This window comes from Kitasatospora sp. MY 5-36 (assembly GCF_001182915.1).
In the GTDB taxonomy this organism is placed as follows: domain Bacteria; phylum Actinomycetota; class Actinomycetes; order Streptomycetales; family Streptomycetaceae; genus Kitasatospora.
Window position 1 is genome coordinate 1 of the sequence record NZ_LFVW01000194.1, and the last position, 18,395, is coordinate 18,395.

Annotated in this window: 13 protein-coding genes and 1 pseudogene; 9 read left to right on the forward strand and 5 right to left on the reverse strand. The window is 73.9% G+C overall.

Annotated features, from left to right (window positions below; genetic code table 11):
* The 3 genes from AE652_RS14305 to AE652_RS14315 all read left to right on the forward strand — a co-directional run.
* A partial coding sequence (locus tag AE652_RS14305; protein WP_049651732.1) for a hypothetical protein occupies positions 1 to 1,074 on the forward strand: 1,074 nt, incomplete at its 5' end.
* Positions 1,058 to 1,960, forward strand: a complete 903-nt coding sequence (locus AE652_RS14310) for a tetratricopeptide repeat protein (RefSeq protein ID WP_049651733.1) — start codon at positions 1,058 to 1,060, stop codon at positions 1,958 to 1,960. The genes AE652_RS14305 and AE652_RS14310, both read left to right, overlap by 17 nt.
* A complete protein-coding gene (locus tag AE652_RS14315) occupies positions 1,957 to 3,315 on the forward strand; it encodes a protein kinase (RefSeq protein WP_049651734.1) in 1,359 nt (452 codons plus the stop codon). The genes AE652_RS14310 and AE652_RS14315 overlap by 4 nt, the downstream gene beginning before the upstream one ends.
* A 30-nt stretch (positions 3,316 to 3,345) precedes the next feature.
* Here AE652_RS14315 and AE652_RS14320 read toward each other — a convergent pair whose 3' ends face one another.
* The 3 genes from AE652_RS14320 to AE652_RS14330 all read right to left on the reverse strand — a co-directional run bounded on the left by AE652_RS14320 (position 3,346) and on the right by AE652_RS14330 (position 7,436).
* Positions 3,346 to 4,629: an esterase gene (locus AE652_RS14320; RefSeq protein WP_049651735.1), complete on the reverse strand. Its 1,284-nt coding sequence runs from the start codon at positions 4,627 to 4,629 to the stop codon at positions 3,346 to 3,348.
* 193 nt (positions 4,630 to 4,822) lie between these two features.
* Positions 4,823 to 6,697, reverse strand: coding sequence for a cell wall metabolism sensor histidine kinase WalK (locus AE652_RS14325; protein ID WP_049651736.1), 1,875 nt, complete (start codon positions 6,695 to 6,697; stop codon positions 4,823 to 4,825).
* The gene (locus tag AE652_RS14330) at positions 6,687 to 7,436 is read right to left on the reverse strand and encodes a response regulator transcription factor (RefSeq protein ID WP_049651737.1); all 750 of its coding nucleotides are present in this window, start codon (positions 7,434 to 7,436) and stop codon (positions 6,687 to 6,689) included. Before AE652_RS14330 ends, AE652_RS14325 begins: the two co-directional genes overlap by 11 nt.
* 142 nt (positions 7,437 to 7,578) lie before the next feature.
* On the opposite strand from AE652_RS14330, the gene AE652_RS14335 reads away from it, so the two are divergent.
* On the forward strand, positions 7,579 to 8,520 hold the full coding sequence (locus tag AE652_RS14335; protein ID WP_049651738.1) for a M20/M25/M40 family metallo-hydrolase: 942 nt from the start codon (positions 7,579 to 7,581) through the stop codon (positions 8,518 to 8,520).
* Between the two features lie 26 nt (positions 8,521 to 8,546).
* Entirely contained in the window at positions 8,547 to 9,980 is a 1,434-nt protein-coding gene (locus tag AE652_RS14340) for a M1 family metallopeptidase (RefSeq protein ID WP_049651739.1), read from the forward strand.
* A gap of 1,559 nt (positions 9,981 to 11,539) precedes the next feature.
* On the opposite strand, the gene AE652_RS14345 is transcribed toward AE652_RS14340, so the two are convergent.
* Positions 11,540 to 12,088: a hypothetical protein gene (locus AE652_RS14345; protein ID WP_049651740.1), complete on the reverse strand. Its 549-nt coding sequence runs from the start codon at positions 12,086 to 12,088 to the stop codon at positions 11,540 to 11,542.
* Positions 12,089 to 12,455: 367 nt separating this feature from the next.
* Here AE652_RS14345 and AE652_RS14350 point away from each other — a divergent pair, with 367 nt between their 5' ends.
* The 3 genes from AE652_RS14350 (at position 12,456) to AE652_RS14360 (ending at position 16,512) form a co-directional block, all read left to right on the forward strand.
* The gene (locus AE652_RS14350) at positions 12,456 to 12,704 is read left to right on the forward strand and encodes a hypothetical protein (RefSeq protein WP_049651741.1); all 249 of its coding nucleotides are present in this window, start codon (positions 12,456 to 12,458) and stop codon (positions 12,702 to 12,704) included.
* A 351-nt stretch (positions 12,705 to 13,055) separates the two neighbouring features.
* Positions 13,056 to 14,582 (forward strand): FMN-binding glutamate synthase family protein, encoded by a 1,527-nt coding sequence (locus AE652_RS14355; protein ID WP_049651742.1) that lies wholly within the window; start codon positions 13,056 to 13,058, stop codon positions 14,580 to 14,582.
* Positions 14,583 to 14,877: 295 nt separating this feature from the next.
* Positions 14,878 to 16,512, forward strand: coding sequence for a carbohydrate binding domain-containing protein (locus AE652_RS14360; RefSeq protein WP_234348379.1), 1,635 nt, complete (start codon positions 14,878 to 14,880; stop codon positions 16,510 to 16,512).
* Positions 16,513 to 16,671: 159 nt separating this feature from the next.
* On the opposite strand, the gene AE652_RS14365 is transcribed toward AE652_RS14360, so the two are convergent.
* Positions 16,672 to 17,715, reverse strand: coding sequence for an NAD(P)-dependent alcohol dehydrogenase (locus tag AE652_RS14365; RefSeq protein ID WP_049651744.1), 1,044 nt, complete (start codon positions 17,713 to 17,715; stop codon positions 16,672 to 16,674).
* Between the two features lie 293 nt (positions 17,716 to 18,008).
* Here AE652_RS14365 and AE652_RS14370 point away from each other — a divergent pair.
* A pseudogene (locus tag AE652_RS14370) lies at positions 18,009 to 18,395 on the forward strand (hypothetical protein); the annotation flags it as partial.

Genomic DNA, 18,395 nt, shown 5'->3' on the forward strand with positions numbered 1-18,395 from the left:
CTGACCCGGGCCCGGGCCCTGCCCGGCCACGAGCGCGATCCCCGGGTGCTGACCGCCTGGCAGGAGCTGGCCCGCGACCGGCGGGTGACCCGCACCGGACTGCGGGCGGCCTGGCCCGCCCGGGTGCTGTACGACGGCGCCTGGGGCGCGCCGGCCCTGGCACCGGACGGCCGGACGGTGGCCGTCCGGGTGTCCGGGGGCATCCAGCTGCTCGCTGCGGAGACCGGTGAGCGCGGGCCGCTGATCGAGGGCCTGTCGCGGGTGCACGGCAGGCTCCGCTTCACCGGTGACGGCCGGACGGTGCTGTTCGCGGGCGGCGACGGGACCCTGGGCTCCTGGTCCGCGGCGACCGGTGCCCGGCTCACTGCGGCCCGGCTCGCCCTGGGCGCGGGGACGGCCTCGTTCACCGCGGACGGGCGGTTCGTCCTGGCCCGTGGCGCCGACGACGGGATCCGGCTGTTCGAGACGGCCACCGGCGCCTGCCGCCGGACCCTGGAGGGCGACCACGGCCGGGGGCCCAACCTCTGGGGGCCCGCGCTCTGGCTCTCCCCCCACGGGCGCACCGCCGTCACCGCGGGCCCGAAGCACTCCATCGGGCTCTGGGACGTCCCCACCGGCCGCCGCCTGCGGGAGTTCCACGGCCACACCGCCAACGTGACCGAGCTGCTGGTCGACGCCGACCGCGGACTGCTGGTCTCCGGCTGCGGCCAGGACCGCGCGATCCGCGTCTGGGACCTGCGCACCGGGGCCTGTCTGCGGGTCCTCGACGACCAGCCGGGCGGCACCGGGGCGCTCCGACTGAGCCCGGACGGGCGGTTCGTGCTGTCGCTCGGCGAGGACGACGGCGCGCTGCGGGTGTGGGAGCTCGGCACCGGCCGCTGCCTGCGGGTGCTGGCCGGCCGTCCGGCCGGCTTCTCCGGGGTCGAACCGGGCCCGGACGGCGGCTCGGCGGTGTGCGTCCGCGGTGACGGTTCCGTTCAACTCTGGTGCCTGGACTGGGAGCTGGCGGTCCGTCGGCAATCATTACGGGAGCGTCGAGGAGAGAGGGGAGGCCGTCGTGTGGTTCGGCCGTAAGCGCAACAAGAAGGCGTCCGAGAAGGCGTCTGCGAAGGCGTCCGGGAAGGCCGGGAACGACCTGGCGCCGCTGACCCGGGCGATCATGGAGCTGAGCGGCGACCCGGAGCTGGACAGCCGGGTCGCCCGGCAGGAGCGGCAGGCGCGGTCCGGCGATGCCGAGGCCCTGATCCGTCTGGGGGCCCGGCTGCTCGACGAGGGCCGTGACGCCGAGGCCGAACAGCAGTTCCGCCGCGCCGCCGAGCTCGGCGAACCGCTGGCCATGCACAACCTGTCCGTGGTGCTGGGGAAGGCCGGCCGGGCCGCCGAGGCCGCGTCCTGGCAGCAGCGCGCCGCCGAACTCGACTGCGCTCCCGCCATGGTCGGCGCCGGCTTCCGCGCCGTCGACGAGAACCGCCTGGCCGACGCCGAGCGGTGGTTCCACGGAGCGGCGGAACAGGGCGAGGACCAGGCCGCGTACATCCTGGGCGTGCTGCTGTCCGAGGCGGGCCGCACCGCCGAGGCCGAGCGGTGGCTGCGGGCCGCCGCCGACAAGAAGAACGCGGAGGCGATGTACTCGCTGGCGTACCTGGTGCAGGAGGCCGGACGCGAGCCCGAGGCCGAGCTCTGGTACCGGCGGGCCGCCGACGAGGGGCACCCGCAGGCGATGAACAACCTGGGCACCGTCCTGCGCTACAGCGACCGGGTGGCCGAGGCCCAGGAGTGGTTCCGTCGCTCGGCCGAGGCGGGCGAGCCGATGGGCATGCTCAACCTCGGCGAACTGCTGGAGGCCGGCTCGCCCGAGCGGGCCGCCGAGTGGTACCGGCAGGCCGCCCGACGGGGATCGGCGAAGGCGCAGCGGCACCTGACGCGGATGGCGGAGCAGGGCCCGGGGCGGCCCGCATGAGCGAGGCCACGGTCGTCCTGCACCAGGTGGGCGGTCCCGGCACCGGCGACGAGCACGTCTTCACCGAGCGCACCACCTGCCTGCTCGGCCGCGCCGCCGAGTGCATGCCGCGGCTGCCGGACGACGAGCGCCACCGCACCGTCTCCCGGCACCACTGCCTGCTCGACATCAACCCGCCCGACATCCGGATCCGCGACTTCGGCAGCCTCAACGGGACGTACGTCAACGGGAGGAAGATCGGCCAGCGCGCCCGGAACCAGAGCCCGGAGGAGGGCGCGGCACTCGACCTCCCCGAGCACGACCTGGCCGACGGCGACGAGATCCGGATCGGCGACACCGTCTTCCGGGTCGGCCGGTCCGCCCCCACCCTGCGCCTGCGACCGGCCCGCTGCGCCGCCTGCGGCCGGGACACGGCGGACGAGGCCGACGGCCGGGACGGCAGCTACGTCTGCGCGACCTGCCGGGCCGAGCCCGGCATGGTGCTGCGGCAACTGCTCGCCCTGGCCCGCCAGGGCGGCGGGGCCGTCGCCTCGCTCGCCGACTACGAACTGTCGGCCCAGCTCGGCCGCGGCGGGATGGGCACCGTCCACCTGGCCCGCCACCGGGGGACGGGCCGGGAGGTGGCACTGAAACTAATGCTGCCCAAGGTGGCGGCGAGCACCCGGGCGCGGGCCCTGTTCCTGCGCGAGGTCGCCGTCACCCGCACCCTGCACCACCCGAACATCGTCACCCTGCACGAGGTCGGGTTCGCCGGCGGCACCTTCTTCTTCACCCTCGAGTACTGCCGCGGCGGCAGCGTGGAGGACCTGCTGGGCCGACGCGGCGGGCGACTGCCGGCGGACGAGGCAGTACCGCTCGCCCTCCAGGCGCTGGCCGGATTGGCCCACGCCCACGCGGCCGGCGTGGTCCACCGCGACCTCAGCCCGGGCAACCTGCTGCTCGACCACGGGCCGGACGGCCGACCGGTGGCGAAGGTGGCGGACTTCGGCCTGGCCAAGGCCTTCGACCAGGCGGGCCTCAGCGGCCTGACCCGCACCGGCACCACGGCCGGCAAGCCCTCCTGCATGCCCCGCCAACAGATCGTCAACTTCCGCTACGCCACCCCGGAGGTGGACGTCTGGGGACTGGCCGCCTGCCTCTACAGGATGCTGACCGGCCGCTACCCCCGCCCGTTCCCGCCCGGCGCCGACCCATGGCAGGTCGTCCTGCAGACCCCGGCCACCCCGCTGCGGGAGGTGGCGCCGCACCTCCCGCGCCGCCTCGCCGAGGTGGTCGACCAGGCCCTGCGGGAGCAGCCGGCGATCGGTTTCCCGGACGCCGCCGCCTTCGCGGCCGCGCTACGGGAGGTGCTCTGACCGGCCCGCCCCCGGCACCCGGGGCGGCCGCTACCGCTCGTAGACCATCTCGGGGAAGCGCGGCGACGGGCCGTCCAGGAGGTGGTCGTCGTGGCCGCGCAGCCAGCGGTCGAAGAACGACGCGACGTACGAGCGGGTGGCCAGCACCGCGCGGTCCGGGGGAACGTCGCCGACGGCGCCGGTCAGGTCCGGCCCGCTGATCGCGCCCTGGCGGGCGAGCTGGGGCAGCAGGGACTGCGCGTCGGTGTAGGAGCCGTGGCGGGAGCCGGTGAGGGTCACGTCGGCGTGCCAGCCGGTGCTGTGCCGCCACAGGGCGTCCCAGCCGGGCTGCCGGTGGTAGCTGCCGGATTCGGGGTCCTGGGTGCCCATGAGCAGGAAGGGCCGGGTGAGGCCGTCCTCGGCGGCGGTGGGCAGGGGCAGTTGGACCCCGGAGCCGTCCGGGTTGGAGAAGTGCAGCTGGCCGTCGAGGTTGACACCGGCCTTGAGGCGCGGATCGTCGTGCATGGTCTGGAGGGCCGCGGAGCCGCCGCCGGAGTGGCCGACCATGCCGATCCGGTCGAGGTCGAGGGAGGCGGCGAGGCCGGCCGGCAGCCGCTCGTCGTGGCGCAGCCCGTCGAGCCGGTCCAGGACGGAGCGGGTGTCGTCGACCCGGCTCTGCAGCATCCTGCGCAGGAGGGCGCTCATGTCGAGGCCGGGCTGGGCCAGCAGCGCGGGGAAGACGGAGGTGGCGAGGTCCCCGTCGGGGAAGGCGACCTCGGAGGCCTCGTAGGTGTGGTCGACGGTGACGACGACGTAGCCGCGCGAGGCGAGGTCCTCCACCAGGCCGGTGCCCCAGGTGCGCGGGTCGCCGAAGCCCGCCGAGTACAGCACGACGGGCCGCTTGCCACCGGGGAGGGCGGGCGCGTCGGCGCGGGCGTGGGTGCGGATTCCCGCCCAGTCGGTGCGGCCGGGCTCGAACCGGTAGTCGCTCTGGCCGACGCTCCCGGCGCTGCCGAAGTGCTCGGCGGCGGCGGGGACCATGTACGGCGCGCGGTCGTCGCCGGTGGCGGCCCGGGTGGTCGGGTACCAGAGGCTGATCATCAGCTTGCGGTGCTGCCCGGGCTTCCAGGGATCGTCCCGGCGGTCGTCCGTCAGCTGCAGGGACGTCGTGCCGACCGGGTACGGCCCGGTGGGCTGCGGCAGCCAGGCCCTGGCCTGCTGCCCGGCGCCCGGCCCCGGCGCCGACGCCGCCACCGCGCCCGGTGCGCCGACCACGCCCAGCGTCACCGTCGCCGCCAGCAGCACCGCCGCCACGGCCCGTCCTCGCCCGCTCATCGTGGTTTCCCCCCTCGTTCGGTTTCCGTCGTCGCTTTCGACACGGGCGACGGTACGGGCGAGGCGGGGCGGACGCCGTCATCCAGGGGTGCCAAGTCCGCTGTGCTACCCCGGTATGACGGGGCGTCCGGCGCGGCGGGCCCTTCTCCGGCCCCGCCGCGCCGTGCACCCGTGCCCGATGGCCCGAGCGCCCTCAGCGGTGGCTCCGCCGGCCGGTGAGGGGCTCCGGTGGGGCGGCCGCCGTGCGGGGGAGGCGTACGGTGAACACCGAGCCGGTGCCGGGGGTGCTGGCCGCGTGGACGTCGCCGCCGTGGAGTTCGGCGAGTTTGCGGACGATGGCGAGGCCGAGGCCGCTGCCGCCGCTCTGGCGGTTGCGGGACTTCTCGGCCCGCCAGAACCGTTCGAAGACCAGCGGCAGGTCCGCCGGGGCGATGCCGTTGCCGGTGTCGGCGACCTCGATGAGCAGGGCGTCGGCCTCCGGACGGGTCCGCAGGGTGACGGTGCCGCCCGCCGGGGTGTGGCGGACGGCGTTGGCCACCAGGTTGCCGACCATCTGGCGCAGGCGTACCGGGTCGGCGGACAGCTCGTACCGGGCCGTGGCGGTGTCCGTGTCGACGACCAGGGTCACGCCCGACGCCTGCGCCAGGGCGCCGTGCGCGGTGGCGGCCTGGGCGAGCAGGTCCTCGGCGTCCACGGGCTCGCGGTGCAGGGCGAGTTCGCCGGCGTCGGCGGCGGCGAGGTCCCGCAGGTCGTCGATCAGGTGCTGGAGCAGCAGGGCCTCCTCCAGCAGCGAACTCGTCAGGGCGCCGTCGGCGGTGACGACGCCGTCCTCGACGGCCTCCAGCCAGCCGCGGATGTTGCTCAGCGGGGTTCGCAGCTCGTGCGCGATGTCGCCCACCATCGCGCGGCGCAGCTCCTCCAGCTGTTCGCGGCGCTCCGCCATGGCGTTGAAGGCGGCGGCGAGTCCGGCGATCTCGTCCCGGCCGGTCGCGGTCACCCGGGCGGAGAGGTCCCCGTCGGCCATCCGCCGGGCGGCCCGGGTGAGGGCGTTCAGCGGTCGGGAGAGCCGCAGGCCGACCGCCGTGGTGATCGCCACGGTGACGGCCAGCACCAGCGCGGCGACCTCCACGACCCGGCCGCGGTGGGGTGCGGACAGGACGGGGGCCGGCTCCGCCGTGCCGGAGGGCGCGCCGACGAACAGCAGCACGGGCGGAGCCACGTACCGGACGAGCTGCTGGCGACGGGAGTTGGCGAGGCAGGCGGAGACCACCTGCTCCTGCTCCCGGTCGCGGGACGGGGCCCACTGCAGCGACAGGGACAGCTGGACGGGCCGGATCCGCTGGCGCTCCAGGCAGGCGTTGACGAGCCCGGTGAGGTCGGCGAGAGCGGCGCTCTCGGTTTGGGTCGGCGCTTCCAGCACCTGCGGCGAGGCGCAGCGCGCGCCGGGGGCCTGGCCGCCGGGGACGTTCACCACGGGGTGCCCGGCGGCGTCGTCGGTGACGGTCGCCTCGACACCCAGGGCCGACCGCAGGCAGTCGGCCCGGGTCCGGGCGGCCTCCTCCATGGCGGCGCGCTCGGCGGCCGTCATCCGGAACGGGCCCACGGCGCGGGCGTCGATCCGGTCGGCGGGGGCGTCGGGCAGCATGGCGAGGTCGACCGAGAGCGGGTCGACGGTGGTGGTGGGCGTACGGGGCAGGGCCGTTCGGCCGGCGGCGGTGTCCGGGGCGGCGGTGGCCGAGGGGGCCGCTGCGGGCGTGGCCGCCGCCGAGTCGATGACCGGCTCGAAGCGCGGCGTGGCCAGCAGGATGCGCTGCCCGGTGTCGGCCGCGAGCCTCCGGACGGTCGGCTCCGCGCCCGTCCAGTCGGGGTGGGTCGCGGCGTAGCCGAGCAGTTCGTGGTAGATCCGGACCTGGTCCGCTAGGACCTGGTGCTGCTCCTGCCGGATCGCGCCCGTCGTGGTGCGGGCCGTCAGCCAGGCCGTCGCGGCGATGGAGCAGAGGGAGACCAGGGCGGAGAGGGCGAGCAGCCGGAGCAGCAGCGTCCGGCGGGGAGGGGCGTCACGACGCACCGTGCGGCTCCTCGGCGAGCTTGTAGCCGATGCCGTAGACCGTCAGGAGCCGGGTGGGGCGCCGTGGTTGGGGCTCGATCTTGCGGCGCAGGTTCATCACGTGGGTGTCGACGGTGCGGGTGGTGATGTACCGGTCGATGCCGTGCAGCTGCTCCAGCAGCTGGGCGCGGGTGAAGACCCGGCCGGGCTGGGCGGCCAGCACCTCCAGCAGCCGGAACTCGCCGGGGGTGCAGCTGACGGGCCGTCCGTCGGCGGTGATCTCGTGGCGCCGCGGGTCGACGGTGAGGGCCCCGGCGGTCAGCACGCCCGGCGGCGGCGCGGTCGGCGTGGCCGGGGGCGTGGCGGAGTCCGGGGGCAGGGACTGGGGCAGGGGTCGGGAGCCGCGGCGCAGCAGGGCGCGGACCCGGGCGACGAGTTCCCGGGGGCTGTACGGCTTGGTGAGGTAGTCATCGGCGCCGAGGTCGAGGCCGAGCAGCAGGTCCTCCTCGCCGGTGCGGGCGGTCAGCATCAGCACCGGGACGGCGGATTCGACGCGCAGGGCGCGGCAGACGTCGAGCCCGTCCATGACGGGCATCATCACGTCGAGGACCAGGAGTTGGGTCGGCCCTCGGCGGGCCTCCTCCAGCGCGGAGCGGCCGTCGTGGACGACGACGACGTGATGACCCTCCCGCTCCAGGTACAGCCGGACCAGGTCCGCCTGCTTGGGATCGTCCTCGGCAACCACGACGTGTGCGCACATGACCATGATCGTAAAGCGCCGTCGGAGGGCACCCCCACCGGTTCGGGACGGCCTCCCGACAAGTTCCTGACATCTCCGGACCAGGGTGGGGGAATCCGCCGGGGCACGTGCCCCGGACCCTGCTGCGAAAGGCGCCCGCCTGATGCCCTCCTCCCGTCCGGTGTCCCTCACCGCCCGCGCCCTCGGGGCGGCCCTGCTGCTCTCCACCGTCCCCGCCGTCGCGGCGACGGCCGCCACCCAGGGGCCGACCCCCGCCGCCGCCACGGCCGTTCCCGCCGCCGCGCCGACCGTCACGGCGGCGGAGGTGATGCCGCACCTCCAGGCCCTGCAACGGATCGCGGACCACAACGGCGGCAACCGCGCGCACGGCACCCGGGGGTACGCGGAGTCGGTGGCGTACGTGAAGCGGGCGCTGGACCGGGCCGGCTTCCAGACGCAGCTGCGCCGCTTCTCCCACGACGGCAAGGACGGCTACAACCTGATCGCCGACTGGCCGGGCGGCGACCCGGACCACGTGCTGCTCTCCGGCGCCCACCTGGACAGCGTCCCGATGGGCCCGGGGATCAACGACAACGGCTCCGGCTCGGCGGCCGTCCTGACCACCGCCCTCCAGGTCGCCAAGGCCGGGCTGAAGCCCGAACGGCACCTGCGCTTCGCCTGGTGGGGAGCGGAGGAGGCGGGGCTGGTCGGCTCGGCGGACTACGTCAAGAACCTGTCCGCCGACGACCGCAAGGCCATCGACCTGTACCTCAACCTCGACCAGGCGGGCAGCAAGAACCTCCAGCAGTACCTCGTGGTGAAGGACGAGAAGAACGGCGGGGCCGCGGCCTTCAAGGCCTTCGAGAACTGGTTCGGCAGCCGGGGCTTCGCCACCTTCGACATCCCGCTGGACAGCTCCGACACCGAGTCGTTCGGGAAGGCCGGCATCCCGACGTCCGGCTTCAGCAGCGGCGTCTCGGACTGCCTCCACAGCGCGTGCGACGACCTCGCCAACGTCGACCCCGCGACGCAGGCGACCAGCACCAACGCGCTGATCGGCGTGGTGTGGCAGTACGCCGCCTCCGCTGCCACGGCCCGACCCTGATTCCCCGTCGTCTCCAGGAGCCACAGATGCGCGCACCACTGAGCCACCACCGCAGCAAGGCCGCCACCCTGGTCGCGGCCGCCACCGCCCTCGGCGTCGCCCTGACCGCCGCCCCCGCGGGAGCGGCCGGCATCGGGGACCCGTACTTCCCCGAGGACGGCAACACCGGCTACGACGTGGCGAACTACGACGTCCGGATCGCCTACGACCCGGCGCACCCCGACCGGTTGGACGGCGACACCACCGTCACCGCCCGGGCCCTGCGCTCCCTCGACCGCCTCTCCCTGGACCTGAAGGGCTTCCAGGTCGCCTCGGTCACCGTGAACGGCGCCCCGGCCAGGTCGTTCTCCCGCTCCGGCGAGCACAAGCTGGACATCGAGCCCGCCCGCCGGGTGGCCGGCGGCGCCACCTTCGCCGTACGGGTCGTGTACGCGGGCAAGCCCGACCCCGAGGGCTGGCACCAGCTGGTGTCCGGCGGCGTCAACGCGATGGGCGAGCCGCACGGCGCGACCTCCTGGTTCCCGTCCAACGACCACCCGTCCGACAAGGCCACCTTCTCGCTCACCGCGACCGTCCCCGACGGCTGGACGGCCATCGGCAACGGCCGGCCCGGCCCGACCACCGGCAAGGACGGCTCGACGACCTTCCGCTGGCGCGAGGACAAGCCGATGGCGACGTACCTCAGCACCGTCGCCATCGACAGGTTCACCGTCCACCGCTCGGAACTGCCCGACGGGACACCGGTCATCACCGCCTACGGCCCGGACGTGCCGATCGACGACGTGGCCAAGGCGACCGAGGCCCAGCAGCCGGAGATCATCGCCTTCCTGGCCTCCAGGTTCGGCCCGTACCCGTTCTCCTCCGCGGGCGCCATCGTCCGCAGCTGGACCAAGGAGTCGGGTACCGGCGCGCCGGACCTGGAGACCCAGAGCCGGCCCACCTACACCAACTACTTCTGGGACGCCGCCGCGGTCCACGAGATCTCCCACCAGTGGTTCGGCGACAGCGTCTCGTTCACCGACTGGCGCGACGGCTGCATCGCCGAATGCGTCGCCCAGTACGCCAACCAGCTGTGGGACGAACACCAGGGCAGCGACCTCGACACCGGCTTCTACGCCCCCACCGTCCAGGAGAACCGGAACAAGCCGGAGTTCTGGTCCACCAAGCTGTACGACCCCGGCCAGGGCAAGGAACTCGCCCCGGCCCTCTACTTCAAGGGCTCGCTGATGATGCACGCCCTGCGGCGCACCGTCGGGGACGACGCGTTCTTCGGCACCCTCAAGCGCTGGACCGCCGACCACGCCTACGGCAACGCCTCCTTCCCCCAGTTCGAGGCCCTCGCCGCGAAGGTCTCCGGCAAGGACCTCAAGGGCTTCTTCGACGCCTGGGCCCACGGCACGACGATCCCCCCGCAGCAGTACCTCTATCCGGGCACCCTGGCCCCGCTGGCCGGCAGCTAGCGGCCCGCAAACGACCGTGCCCGCGGAGGGGCTGTCCCGCTCGGGGACAGCCCCTCCCGCGATTTGCGGCAGCCTGCTCCGGGCCGTCGGCGACGCCGAGGCCGGCACCTTCACGAGCATGGCTCCCTCGTTCGGGTGAAGTCGATCGAACACTCCTCTGCGGCCGAACGGAGTAGGGCATACCGCGGGTGACGGCGATGCCGGGTGCGTCAACTCCCGTGCGTGTCCGCGATGTCGTCGCGGGAGAGGGGAGTGGCTCATGGCGGTGCAGGGCGGGCGGGGCGGGCGAGCGGTGTGCGGGGCGTCGGCCGGCCGGTCGCGCCGGATCGCGGGCTGGCGCTCGGTGGCGGTCACCAGCGCGTTGACGCTCGCCGGGGTTTCGCTGGGCCTGCCGGCGCCGGAGGCGGTCGCGGCCTCGGGCCAGCAGAGCTTCACGCGCTCCGGAAGGTTCACCGTGCCCGCGGGCGTCACCCAGGTCACGGCCTACGCGTGGGGTCCGGGCGGGGCGGGCGGGGCCGCCGGTGGCGGTGCCGGTGGCGGAGGGGGCGGTGGCGGAGGAGGCCTGTCCCTCGCCACGAACGACCGGGCCGGCGGCGGTGGGGGCGGAGGAGGTGCCGGAGGTGCCGGTGGGGGCGGCGGCGGAGGGGGAACCGCGGGTTCGTACGTTCAGTGCACGCTCACCGTCACGCCGGGTTCCGTTCTGTTGGTCACGGTGGGGCGGACGCGGGTGGTCGGTTCTCCCGGCCAGGGCGGAGCGGGCGGGCCGGGTGGGGAAGCCGGCGGGCTCCTGGGAAGCGGCGATGCGGGCAGTGCGGGCGTGTCGGGCGGCAGGGTGCTCGCTGTCTCGATGGCCCGAGGCGAGTCGACGTACCTCACGAGGCTCGGAGGCGGTCCTCTCCCCATCCTCCTTGCTCCGTACGGAATCCCGGGCGGCACCGCCAAGGCGGTCGGTGAGGCACGCGGTGGTACGGGGGGAGGCTTCGGTCGTGGCGGTAAACCCGCCGGGCTGGGAGGCCTGGGCGGAGGCGGAGGGCTGGGCGGCACGGCGGGGCCCGGCGGGTCGGGCGCGGGAGGGGCTCCTGTGGCGACCGGTTCACACTGTGAGGGAAGCGGCGTCCGGGCGGTCGCCCCCGGAGCGGGGGCTCCGGGGGCGACCGGCGCGGCGGGACAGCCCGGTGTCACCGGGGGGCCCGGCGCCATCAGGCACGGCGGCAAGGGAGAGATCGGTGGCGCCGCTGGTGGGGGCGGTGCCGGCGGCCAGGGGTCCGCTGCCGTCACCGGCGGTGTTCCCCTGCCTCCCGGACTGAGCGCCGGCGGAGCGGGCGGCACCGGCGGTGCGGGAGGCCGGGGCGGGGGCGGAGGCGACACCCCCGGAGGGAAAAGCGCCTTCCCCGGCGCTTCCGGGGAGCCGGGTGCCGCCGGGCAGGCAGGCCAACGCGGCGGAGGGGGCTACCTCGTCCTCAGCTGGTGACTCCGGACGGCCCGCGCACCGGGATCGCCGGTGACGGTCGCGCCGGGCGGGACGGTGGTGTCGAGGACTCGGGGCCGGGGCGCCGTCGTCACAGGGCGGTCAGGGTGAGGGTGGTGGGGCCGCTGGCCCCGGTGATGGTGCCGCCGCCGACCGGGCACAGCTCCGGGTTGGTTCCGGTGAGGTCGGCGGCGTCCACGACCTTCACCGCGGTGTCGCCCGTGTACCGGCCCGTGCTGACGGTGCCCGTGTAGGTCGCGGCGGTGCCGGTGTCCTCCACGGAGGTCCAGTGCACGGTGCTGGTGCTCCGGTCGCTCCAGGTGACGGTCTCGTCGAAGGGGTTGAGCGTGTGGATCAGGTTGACGCAGCTCTCGCCCGGCTCGTCGGCCGTGGTCGCGCTCGTCCCGGGAAGGCCCGTCTCGCACGTCGCGTAGGAGTTCTGGGACGTGACGCTGATGTCCTGCGGCTGGTTGGTCAGCGCGGGCGTGAACTCGCTGGTGAACGTGCCTTCGCACTGCACGTCCACCACGCCCTGGGCGTGGGCCGGTGCACCGGCCGGGAGCAGTAGGAGTCCACAGGCCAGCGCCATGGCCCCGGCCAGGCGGCGGGGCAGCGGGAATCGGGACGGAACGGTGTTCATCGAGCCTCCAGGGGAGAGCGATCGGTCGGGGCTTGGCCGTCCAACCGGTGCGAGGGTGGTGATCGGGGCGGGTGCGCGGGGGGATCCGGTGCTCCGGTCGGCTTCCGGTGACGGGGGGCCATGAGCACCGCCGCCCCGCGCCACGCGCGTGACTGATCGTGTACTCACCGTGTGTGCCTACTGGCCGCCGCGCAAGCCCGGACGGCCGGTCGGATGCCGTTCACGAGGCGGGTTCGGGTCAGGCGGGTGGGCTGTTTTCTGCCACATTGGTCTCTACCATTGCCCCGAATCCGGGATTCCGGAAGGCTCGCCGCCGAGCGCCGGGAAGCGGACTCCGGCGTTCTCGCCCGAGGGAGGATCCACCGAGATGGCATTGCGCACAGCGGTTTCCACCATGGCCCTGGCCGGACTGCTGACGGTTGCGGGTGGCCTGGCGGCCGCTCCCGCCGCCCAGGCGTCCACGACGAGGACGACCGGATACACCTACATCGGCATGTACCCGAGCGGCGCCGCGTGCGACGCCGCCGGCCGGGCCTACGTGGCCCGCGGGGAGGCGGTCAGCTACTTCTGCGACGTGGCCCCGACCACGGCCCGGCTCTCGGTCTGGTTCTACTGAGACCGCCTGCCGGGTGCCGTACGGGGTCCGGGCTGACGTCCGCCGCGGCGGGTGTCCGGCGGTGTGACTCCGGCTGAACCGGCAGGTCCGGGTGGGCAGTCAGGGGCGTTCGCGGCGGAGTTCTTCGCTCCGCCGCGGCGCTCGACCTCCGGCGGTGGGCCCGCCGCCGGAGCGGCAGCCGTACCCCCTGGCCGTTTGCCTGTTCGGGTGGCCTTTTACCATCGTGTCGGATTCTCCGACGGACGGTGCCGCCCGCTTGGCCGCTGTGGCCGGGGGGCTCGCCGTCCGACACCCACACGGCACCACGACTCCACCGCAGACGCTGGAGTCGTGCATCTAGGAGGAACGTTCATGCAAGCCCGGAAGATCGGCGCGGTCGCCGCGACAGCGGTGGCAGTCCTGGCGGCCCGCGACCTCGTCCAGAAGAGGCACGCGCTCCTCCGGAACTTCCCGGTCGTCGGCCACGCCCGGTACCTCCTGGAGACGATCGGGCCGGAGCTGCGGCAGTACATCGTGACCTCCAACGAGGAGGAGCGCCCCTTCAGCCGTGACCAGCGCACCTGGATCTACGCGTCGGCGAAGGAGGAGAACAACTACTTCGGCTTCGGCACCGAGGTCGACGTCGAGCACGTCCAGGGACACGCCTACCTGAAGCAGCGCACCTTCGCCGGTGCCCTCCCCGACGCCCACGACCCGCAGGCACCGCTGCCCTCGGCCAAGGTGCTGGGCGGGCCGCGCGGCCGCGCCAAGGCCTTCCGGCCGGCCAGCGTGGTGAACATCTCGGCGATGAGCTTCGGCTCGCTCTCCGGCGCGGCCGTCACGGCGCTCAACAAGGGCGCGGCGCTGGCGGGCACGATGCACAACACCGGCGAGGGCGGCCTCTCGCCGTACCACCGCAACGGCGGTGACCTCGTCCTCCAGCTCGGGACGGCGTACTTCGGCTGCCGGGACGAGAACGGCGCCTTCAACCTCGACAAGCTCAAGGAGGTCGTCGCCGGCGCCCCCGTCAAGGCGATCGAGATCAAGCTCTCCCAGGGCGCCAAGCCGGGGCTGGGCGGCATGCTGCCGGGCGCGAAGGTGACCCCGGAGATCGCCGGGATCCGCGGCATCCCGGTCGGCCAGGACTGCGCCTCCCCGTCGCGGCACACCGCGTTCGGCGACGTCGACTCGATGCTGGACTTCGTCGAGCTGATCGCCACCGAGACCGGCCTGCCGGTCGGGGTCAAGAGCGCGGTGGGGGAGGCGGGCTTCTGGCAGGAGCTCGCCACGCTGATGGCCCGCGGCGACCGCGGGGTCGACTTCGTGACGGTCGACGGCGGCGAGGGCGGCACCGGCGCGGCGCCGCGGATGTTCGCCGACTCGGTGTCGCTGCCGTTCCGGATGGGCTTCTCCCGGGTCTACGGCACCTTCGCCGAGCTGGGGCTGACCGACGACCTGACCTTCATCGGCTCCGGCAAGCTCGGCCTGCCCGAGAACGCCGCGGTCGCCTTCGCCCTGGGCGCCGACATGATCAACGTGGCCCGGGAGGCGATGCTGTCGATCGGCTGCATCCAGGCGCAGAAGTGCCACACCGACAAGTGCCCCACCGGCATCGCGACCCAGAACGCGTGGCTCGCCCGCGGCCTGGACCCGACGTCGAAGGCCGACCGGGCCGCCGCCTACCTGCGCACCCTGCGCAAGGAGCTGATGAAGGTCTCGTCGGCCGTCGGCGTCGCCCACCCGGCGCTCATCACCGCCGACGACATCGAGATCCTGAACGGCGACTACGAGGCCCGCACCCTGGCCGGCGTGTACGGCTACAAGGAGGGCTGGGGCGAGCTCGGCCCGGAGCTGGCCGAGGAGATCACGGCGCTGATGACCGCCGGGCCGGCCGTCTGATCCACCCTGCCGACCCCCGTCGGCCGGCGTCAGGTCCACCGCGACCCGGAGCGCCGACCGTACGGGGGTTCGGCGCTCCCCGGGGGATTGGTCCAGACCTTAAATGGTCCAGACCTATTGACGGGCCCCGCCGCCCCTCCTACGATCCGGACCGGCACAGCCCCACATGTCCCCCCACCTCACCCAAGCCGGGCGTCGCGCCCCCACGCGTCGGTCATGTCCATGGCGCTCGGCGGGAAGGGAGCACCACATGTTCCGTCGAAGGCCGAGTCGTCCACGCCCGCAGCAGGCGCCCGTGGAACGCGCGTCGCAGGCCCCCCGCACCGGCCGCGCCCGGCACGGGTCGAGCGTCCTGACGCGCTCCCTCGCCGGGGTGAGCGCCGCCGCCGTGATCGGCGCCGGCATCGCCGTGGCGGGCACCGTCACGGCCGGCGCCGCCACCCCCAACCTGGTGTCCAATCCCGGGTTCGAGAACGGGCTCTCCGACTGGACCTGTTTCGGCGGCTCCGGCGCGGCCGTCGGCAGCCCGGTCCACTCCGGTGCCTCCGCGCTCCAGGCCACGCCGACCGGCCAGGACACCGCCCAGTGCACCCAGACCATCAGCGTGCAGCCCAACTCCCAGTACACGCTGAGCGCCTACGTCCAGGGCAGCTACGTCTACCTGGGCGCCACCGGCACCGGCGTCACCAACGCCTCCACCTGGACGGCGAGCAGCCCCTCGTACAGCCAGCTCAGCGTCGGCTTCACCACCGGGGCGAACACCACCTCGGTGACCGTCTTCCTGCACGGCTGGTACGGGCAGCCCGCGTTCTACGCGGACGACGTGGTGCTCACCGGCCCCGGCGGCAGCAGCCCCAGCCCCACCCCGACCACCGCGCCGCCGACCAGCACGCCTCCGACGACGACGCCGACCAGCACTCCGCCCACCACCACGCCTCCGACGACGACGCCGCCCACCACGACGCCGCCGAGCGACACCTGCCCCACGAAGCCCAAGCCGTCGGGCAAGGTCCTCCAGGGCTACTGGGAGAACTGGGACGGCGCCCTGAACGGCGTCCACCCCGGCATGGGCTGGGTCCCCATCACGGACAGCCGGATGGCCGCACACGGCTACAACGTCATCAACGCCGCCTTCCCGGTGATCCTCTCGGACGGCACCGTGCTGTGGCAGGACGGCATGGACAGCAACGTCAAGGTCTCGACCCCCGCCGAGATGTGCCAGGCCAAGGCGGCCGGGGCGACGATCCTGATGTCGATCGGCGGCGCCGCCGCGGGCATCGACCTGAGCTCCAGCACGGTGGCCGACAAGTTCGTGGCGACCGTCGTCCCGATCCTCAAGAAGTACAACTTCGACGGGATCGACATCGACATCGAGACCGGCCTGTCCGGCAGCGGCAACATCAACACGCTGTCCGCCTCCCAGGCCAACCTGATCCGCATCATCGACGGCGTGCTGGCCCAGATGCCCGCGGGCTTCGGCCTGACGATGGCCCCGGAGACCGCGTACGTCACCGGCGGCAGCGTCAACTACGGGTCGATCTGGGGCGCCTACCTGCCGATCGTCAAGAAGTACGCCGACAACGGGCAGCTGTGGTGGCTGAACATGCAGTACTACAACGGCAGCATGTACGGCTGCTCCGGCGACTCCTACCAGGCCGGCACCGTGCAGGGCTTCACCGCGCAGACCACCTGCCTGAACAACGGCCTGACCATCCAGGGCACCACCATCAGGGTGCCGTACGACAAGCAGGTGCCCGGCCTGCCGGCCCAGCCCGGCGCGGGCGGCGGCTACATGGACCCGGGGTCGGTCGGCCAGGCGTGGAACGCCTTCAGCGGTTCGCTGAAGGGTCTGATGACGTGGTCGATCAACTGGGACGGCTCGAAGGGCTGGAGCTTCGGCGACAACGTCAAGCGCCTCCAGGGGCGTTGATCCCCGGCTGAGCTGACGACGGCCTCCCGCGGTCCGGGCCGCGGGAGGCCGTCGTCAGCCGGTGAAGCGGTCGGTGTGCCGCCGGACGACGCGGCCGGCGGCCCCGGTGGCCAGGATCGGTCGCACGGTCCCTCCGAAGGGGCCCGGCCCGGCCGGTCGTCAGATGGTGGCGGTGTCGATGACGAAGCGGTAGCGGACGTCGCTGGAGAGGACCCGCTCGTACGCCTCGTTGATCCTCTCGGCGCCGATCAGCTCGATCTCGGCCGCCACGCCGTGCTCGGCGCAGAAGTCCAGCATCTCCTGGGTCTCGGCGATGCCGCCGATGCCTGAGGAGCTCATGCTGCGGCGCCGGCCGCCCAGCGCCCGGATGTCGACCTCCAGCGGCTCCTCCGGGAGGCCGACGTTGACCATCGCCCCGTCGGTGCGCAGCAGGGAGAAGTAGGCGGCGAAGTCGATCGGCGCGGAGACGGTGTTGAGGATGAGGTCGAAGGTGCCCGCGAGGCTCTGGAAGGTCGCCGGGTCGCTGGTGGCGAAGTAGTGGTCGGCGCCCAGCCGCAGGCCGTCGTCCTTCTTGCGCAGCGACTGGGACAGCACGGTGACCTCGGCGCCGAGCGCGTGGGCTATCTGCACGCCCATGTGGCCGAGCCCGCCGAGGCCCACCACGGCGACCCGCTTCCCGGGGCCGGCGTTCCAGTGCCGCAGCGGGGAGTAGGTGGTGATGCCCGCGCACAGCAGCGGCGCGGCCTTGTCCAGCGGCAGCGCCTCGGGGACGCGGACCACGTAGTTCTCGTCGACGACCACGGTCTTGGCGTAGCCGCCGTACGTGGGCCGGCCGTCCTTGCCGACGGCGTTGTACGTCCACACCGGGCCCTCGTCGCAGTACTGCTCCAGGCCGGCCCGGCAGTTGTCGCAGGTGCGGCAGGAGTCGACCATGCAGCCGACGCCGACCCGGTCGCCGACCGCGAAGCCGGTGACGCCGGGGCCGACCTCGGCGACGACGCCCGCGATCTCGTGCCCGGGCACCATGGGGAAGACCGCCCGGCCCCAGCCCTCGTGGGCCTGGTGGATGTCGGAGTGGCAGATGCCGGCGAAGGCGATGTCGATCAGCACGTCGTGCTCGCCGACCGCGCGGCGCTCGATGGTCGTACGTTCCAGCGGGGCCTTGGGGGCCGGCACGGCGTAGGCGGCGACGGTGGTGGTCATGGGAGTTCGTACCCTCTCTGCGGATGGAGCCGGGCCGGTCGGGTCGGACGGACCGGGACGGTCGAACAGCACACCCACGGTACTCCTGGGGCCGGTGCGCCCTGCTGGGGCGGTGCCCGCTCCGGGGGGCGACCGGCGCGGGTCGGAGGGCCGCCGGTTGTTCGGCCTTTTGTTCAATGACCGAGCGCCGAACCAGAACAACCCCGGTGCGCTACACCGGTAGCGCACGCCACACCCGTGCCGCACGTGGGACCAGGGCCGCAACAGCGGCGAAGGCCGGAAGGGTTCACCAGATGACGACGCTCTGCATCGCGAACAACCGCACCGAGGAGATGGTCGGGGACCTCGCCGGGACGCCGCCGGCGGAGCTGCGGTTCGCCGGGTGCGGGGCGCAGCGGATGCTCTGGTGGGCCGAGGACGGGGACGTCCTGGTGCTGCCCTGCGGCCCCGACCCGGAGTACCTGGCGTACGTCACCGGGCTGACCGGCGTACGGGCCGACAGCCTGGCCTTCGTGGTGCCGCCGCCCGGCGCCCACGGCGACCAGGTGCTCACCGCCGACCGGCTGGCCGACCCGGGCTTCCGCGCCGAGCTGCGCCGCGCGCTGGACGGGCGCGCCGTCGACGAGGTGCTGGCCGTCTCGCCGAACGGCGCGGTGGCCGAGCTGGCGGACGCGCTCGGG

What these genes read in the sequence shown, in the direction of transcription:
- AE652_RS14330 (WP_049651737.1), bottom strand. Translation starts at nt 7,436, where the DNA reads ATGTGCGCACACGTCGTGGTTGCCGAGGACGATCCCAAGCAGGCGGAC.
- AE652_RS14320 (WP_049651735.1), bottom strand. Translation starts at nt 4,629, where the DNA reads ATGAGCGGGCGAGGACGGGCCGTGGCGGCGGTGCTGCTGGCGGCGACG.
- AE652_RS14340 (WP_049651739.1), top strand. Translation starts at nt 8,547, where the DNA reads ATGCGCGCACCACTGAGCCACCACCGCAGCAAGGCCGCCACCCTGGTC.
- AE652_RS14350 (WP_049651741.1), top strand. Translation starts at nt 12,456, where the DNA reads ATGGCATTGCGCACAGCGGTTTCCACCATGGCCCTGGCCGGACTGCTG.
- AE652_RS14355 (WP_049651742.1), top strand. Translation starts at nt 13,056, where the DNA reads ATGCAAGCCCGGAAGATCGGCGCGGTCGCCGCGACAGCGGTGGCAGTC.
- AE652_RS14345 (WP_049651740.1), bottom strand. Translation starts at nt 12,088, where the DNA reads ATGAACACCGTTCCGTCCCGATTCCCGCTGCCCCGCCGCCTGGCCGGG.
- AE652_RS14335 (WP_049651738.1), top strand. Translation starts at nt 7,579, where the DNA reads ATGCCCTCCTCCCGTCCGGTGTCCCTCACCGCCCGCGCCCTCGGGGCG.
- AE652_RS14365 (WP_049651744.1), bottom strand. Translation starts at nt 17,715, where the DNA reads ATGACCACCACCGTCGCCGCCTACGCCGTGCCGGCCCCCAAGGCCCCG.
- AE652_RS14315 (WP_049651734.1), top strand. Translation starts at nt 1,957, where the DNA reads ATGAGCGAGGCCACGGTCGTCCTGCACCAGGTGGGCGGTCCCGGCACC.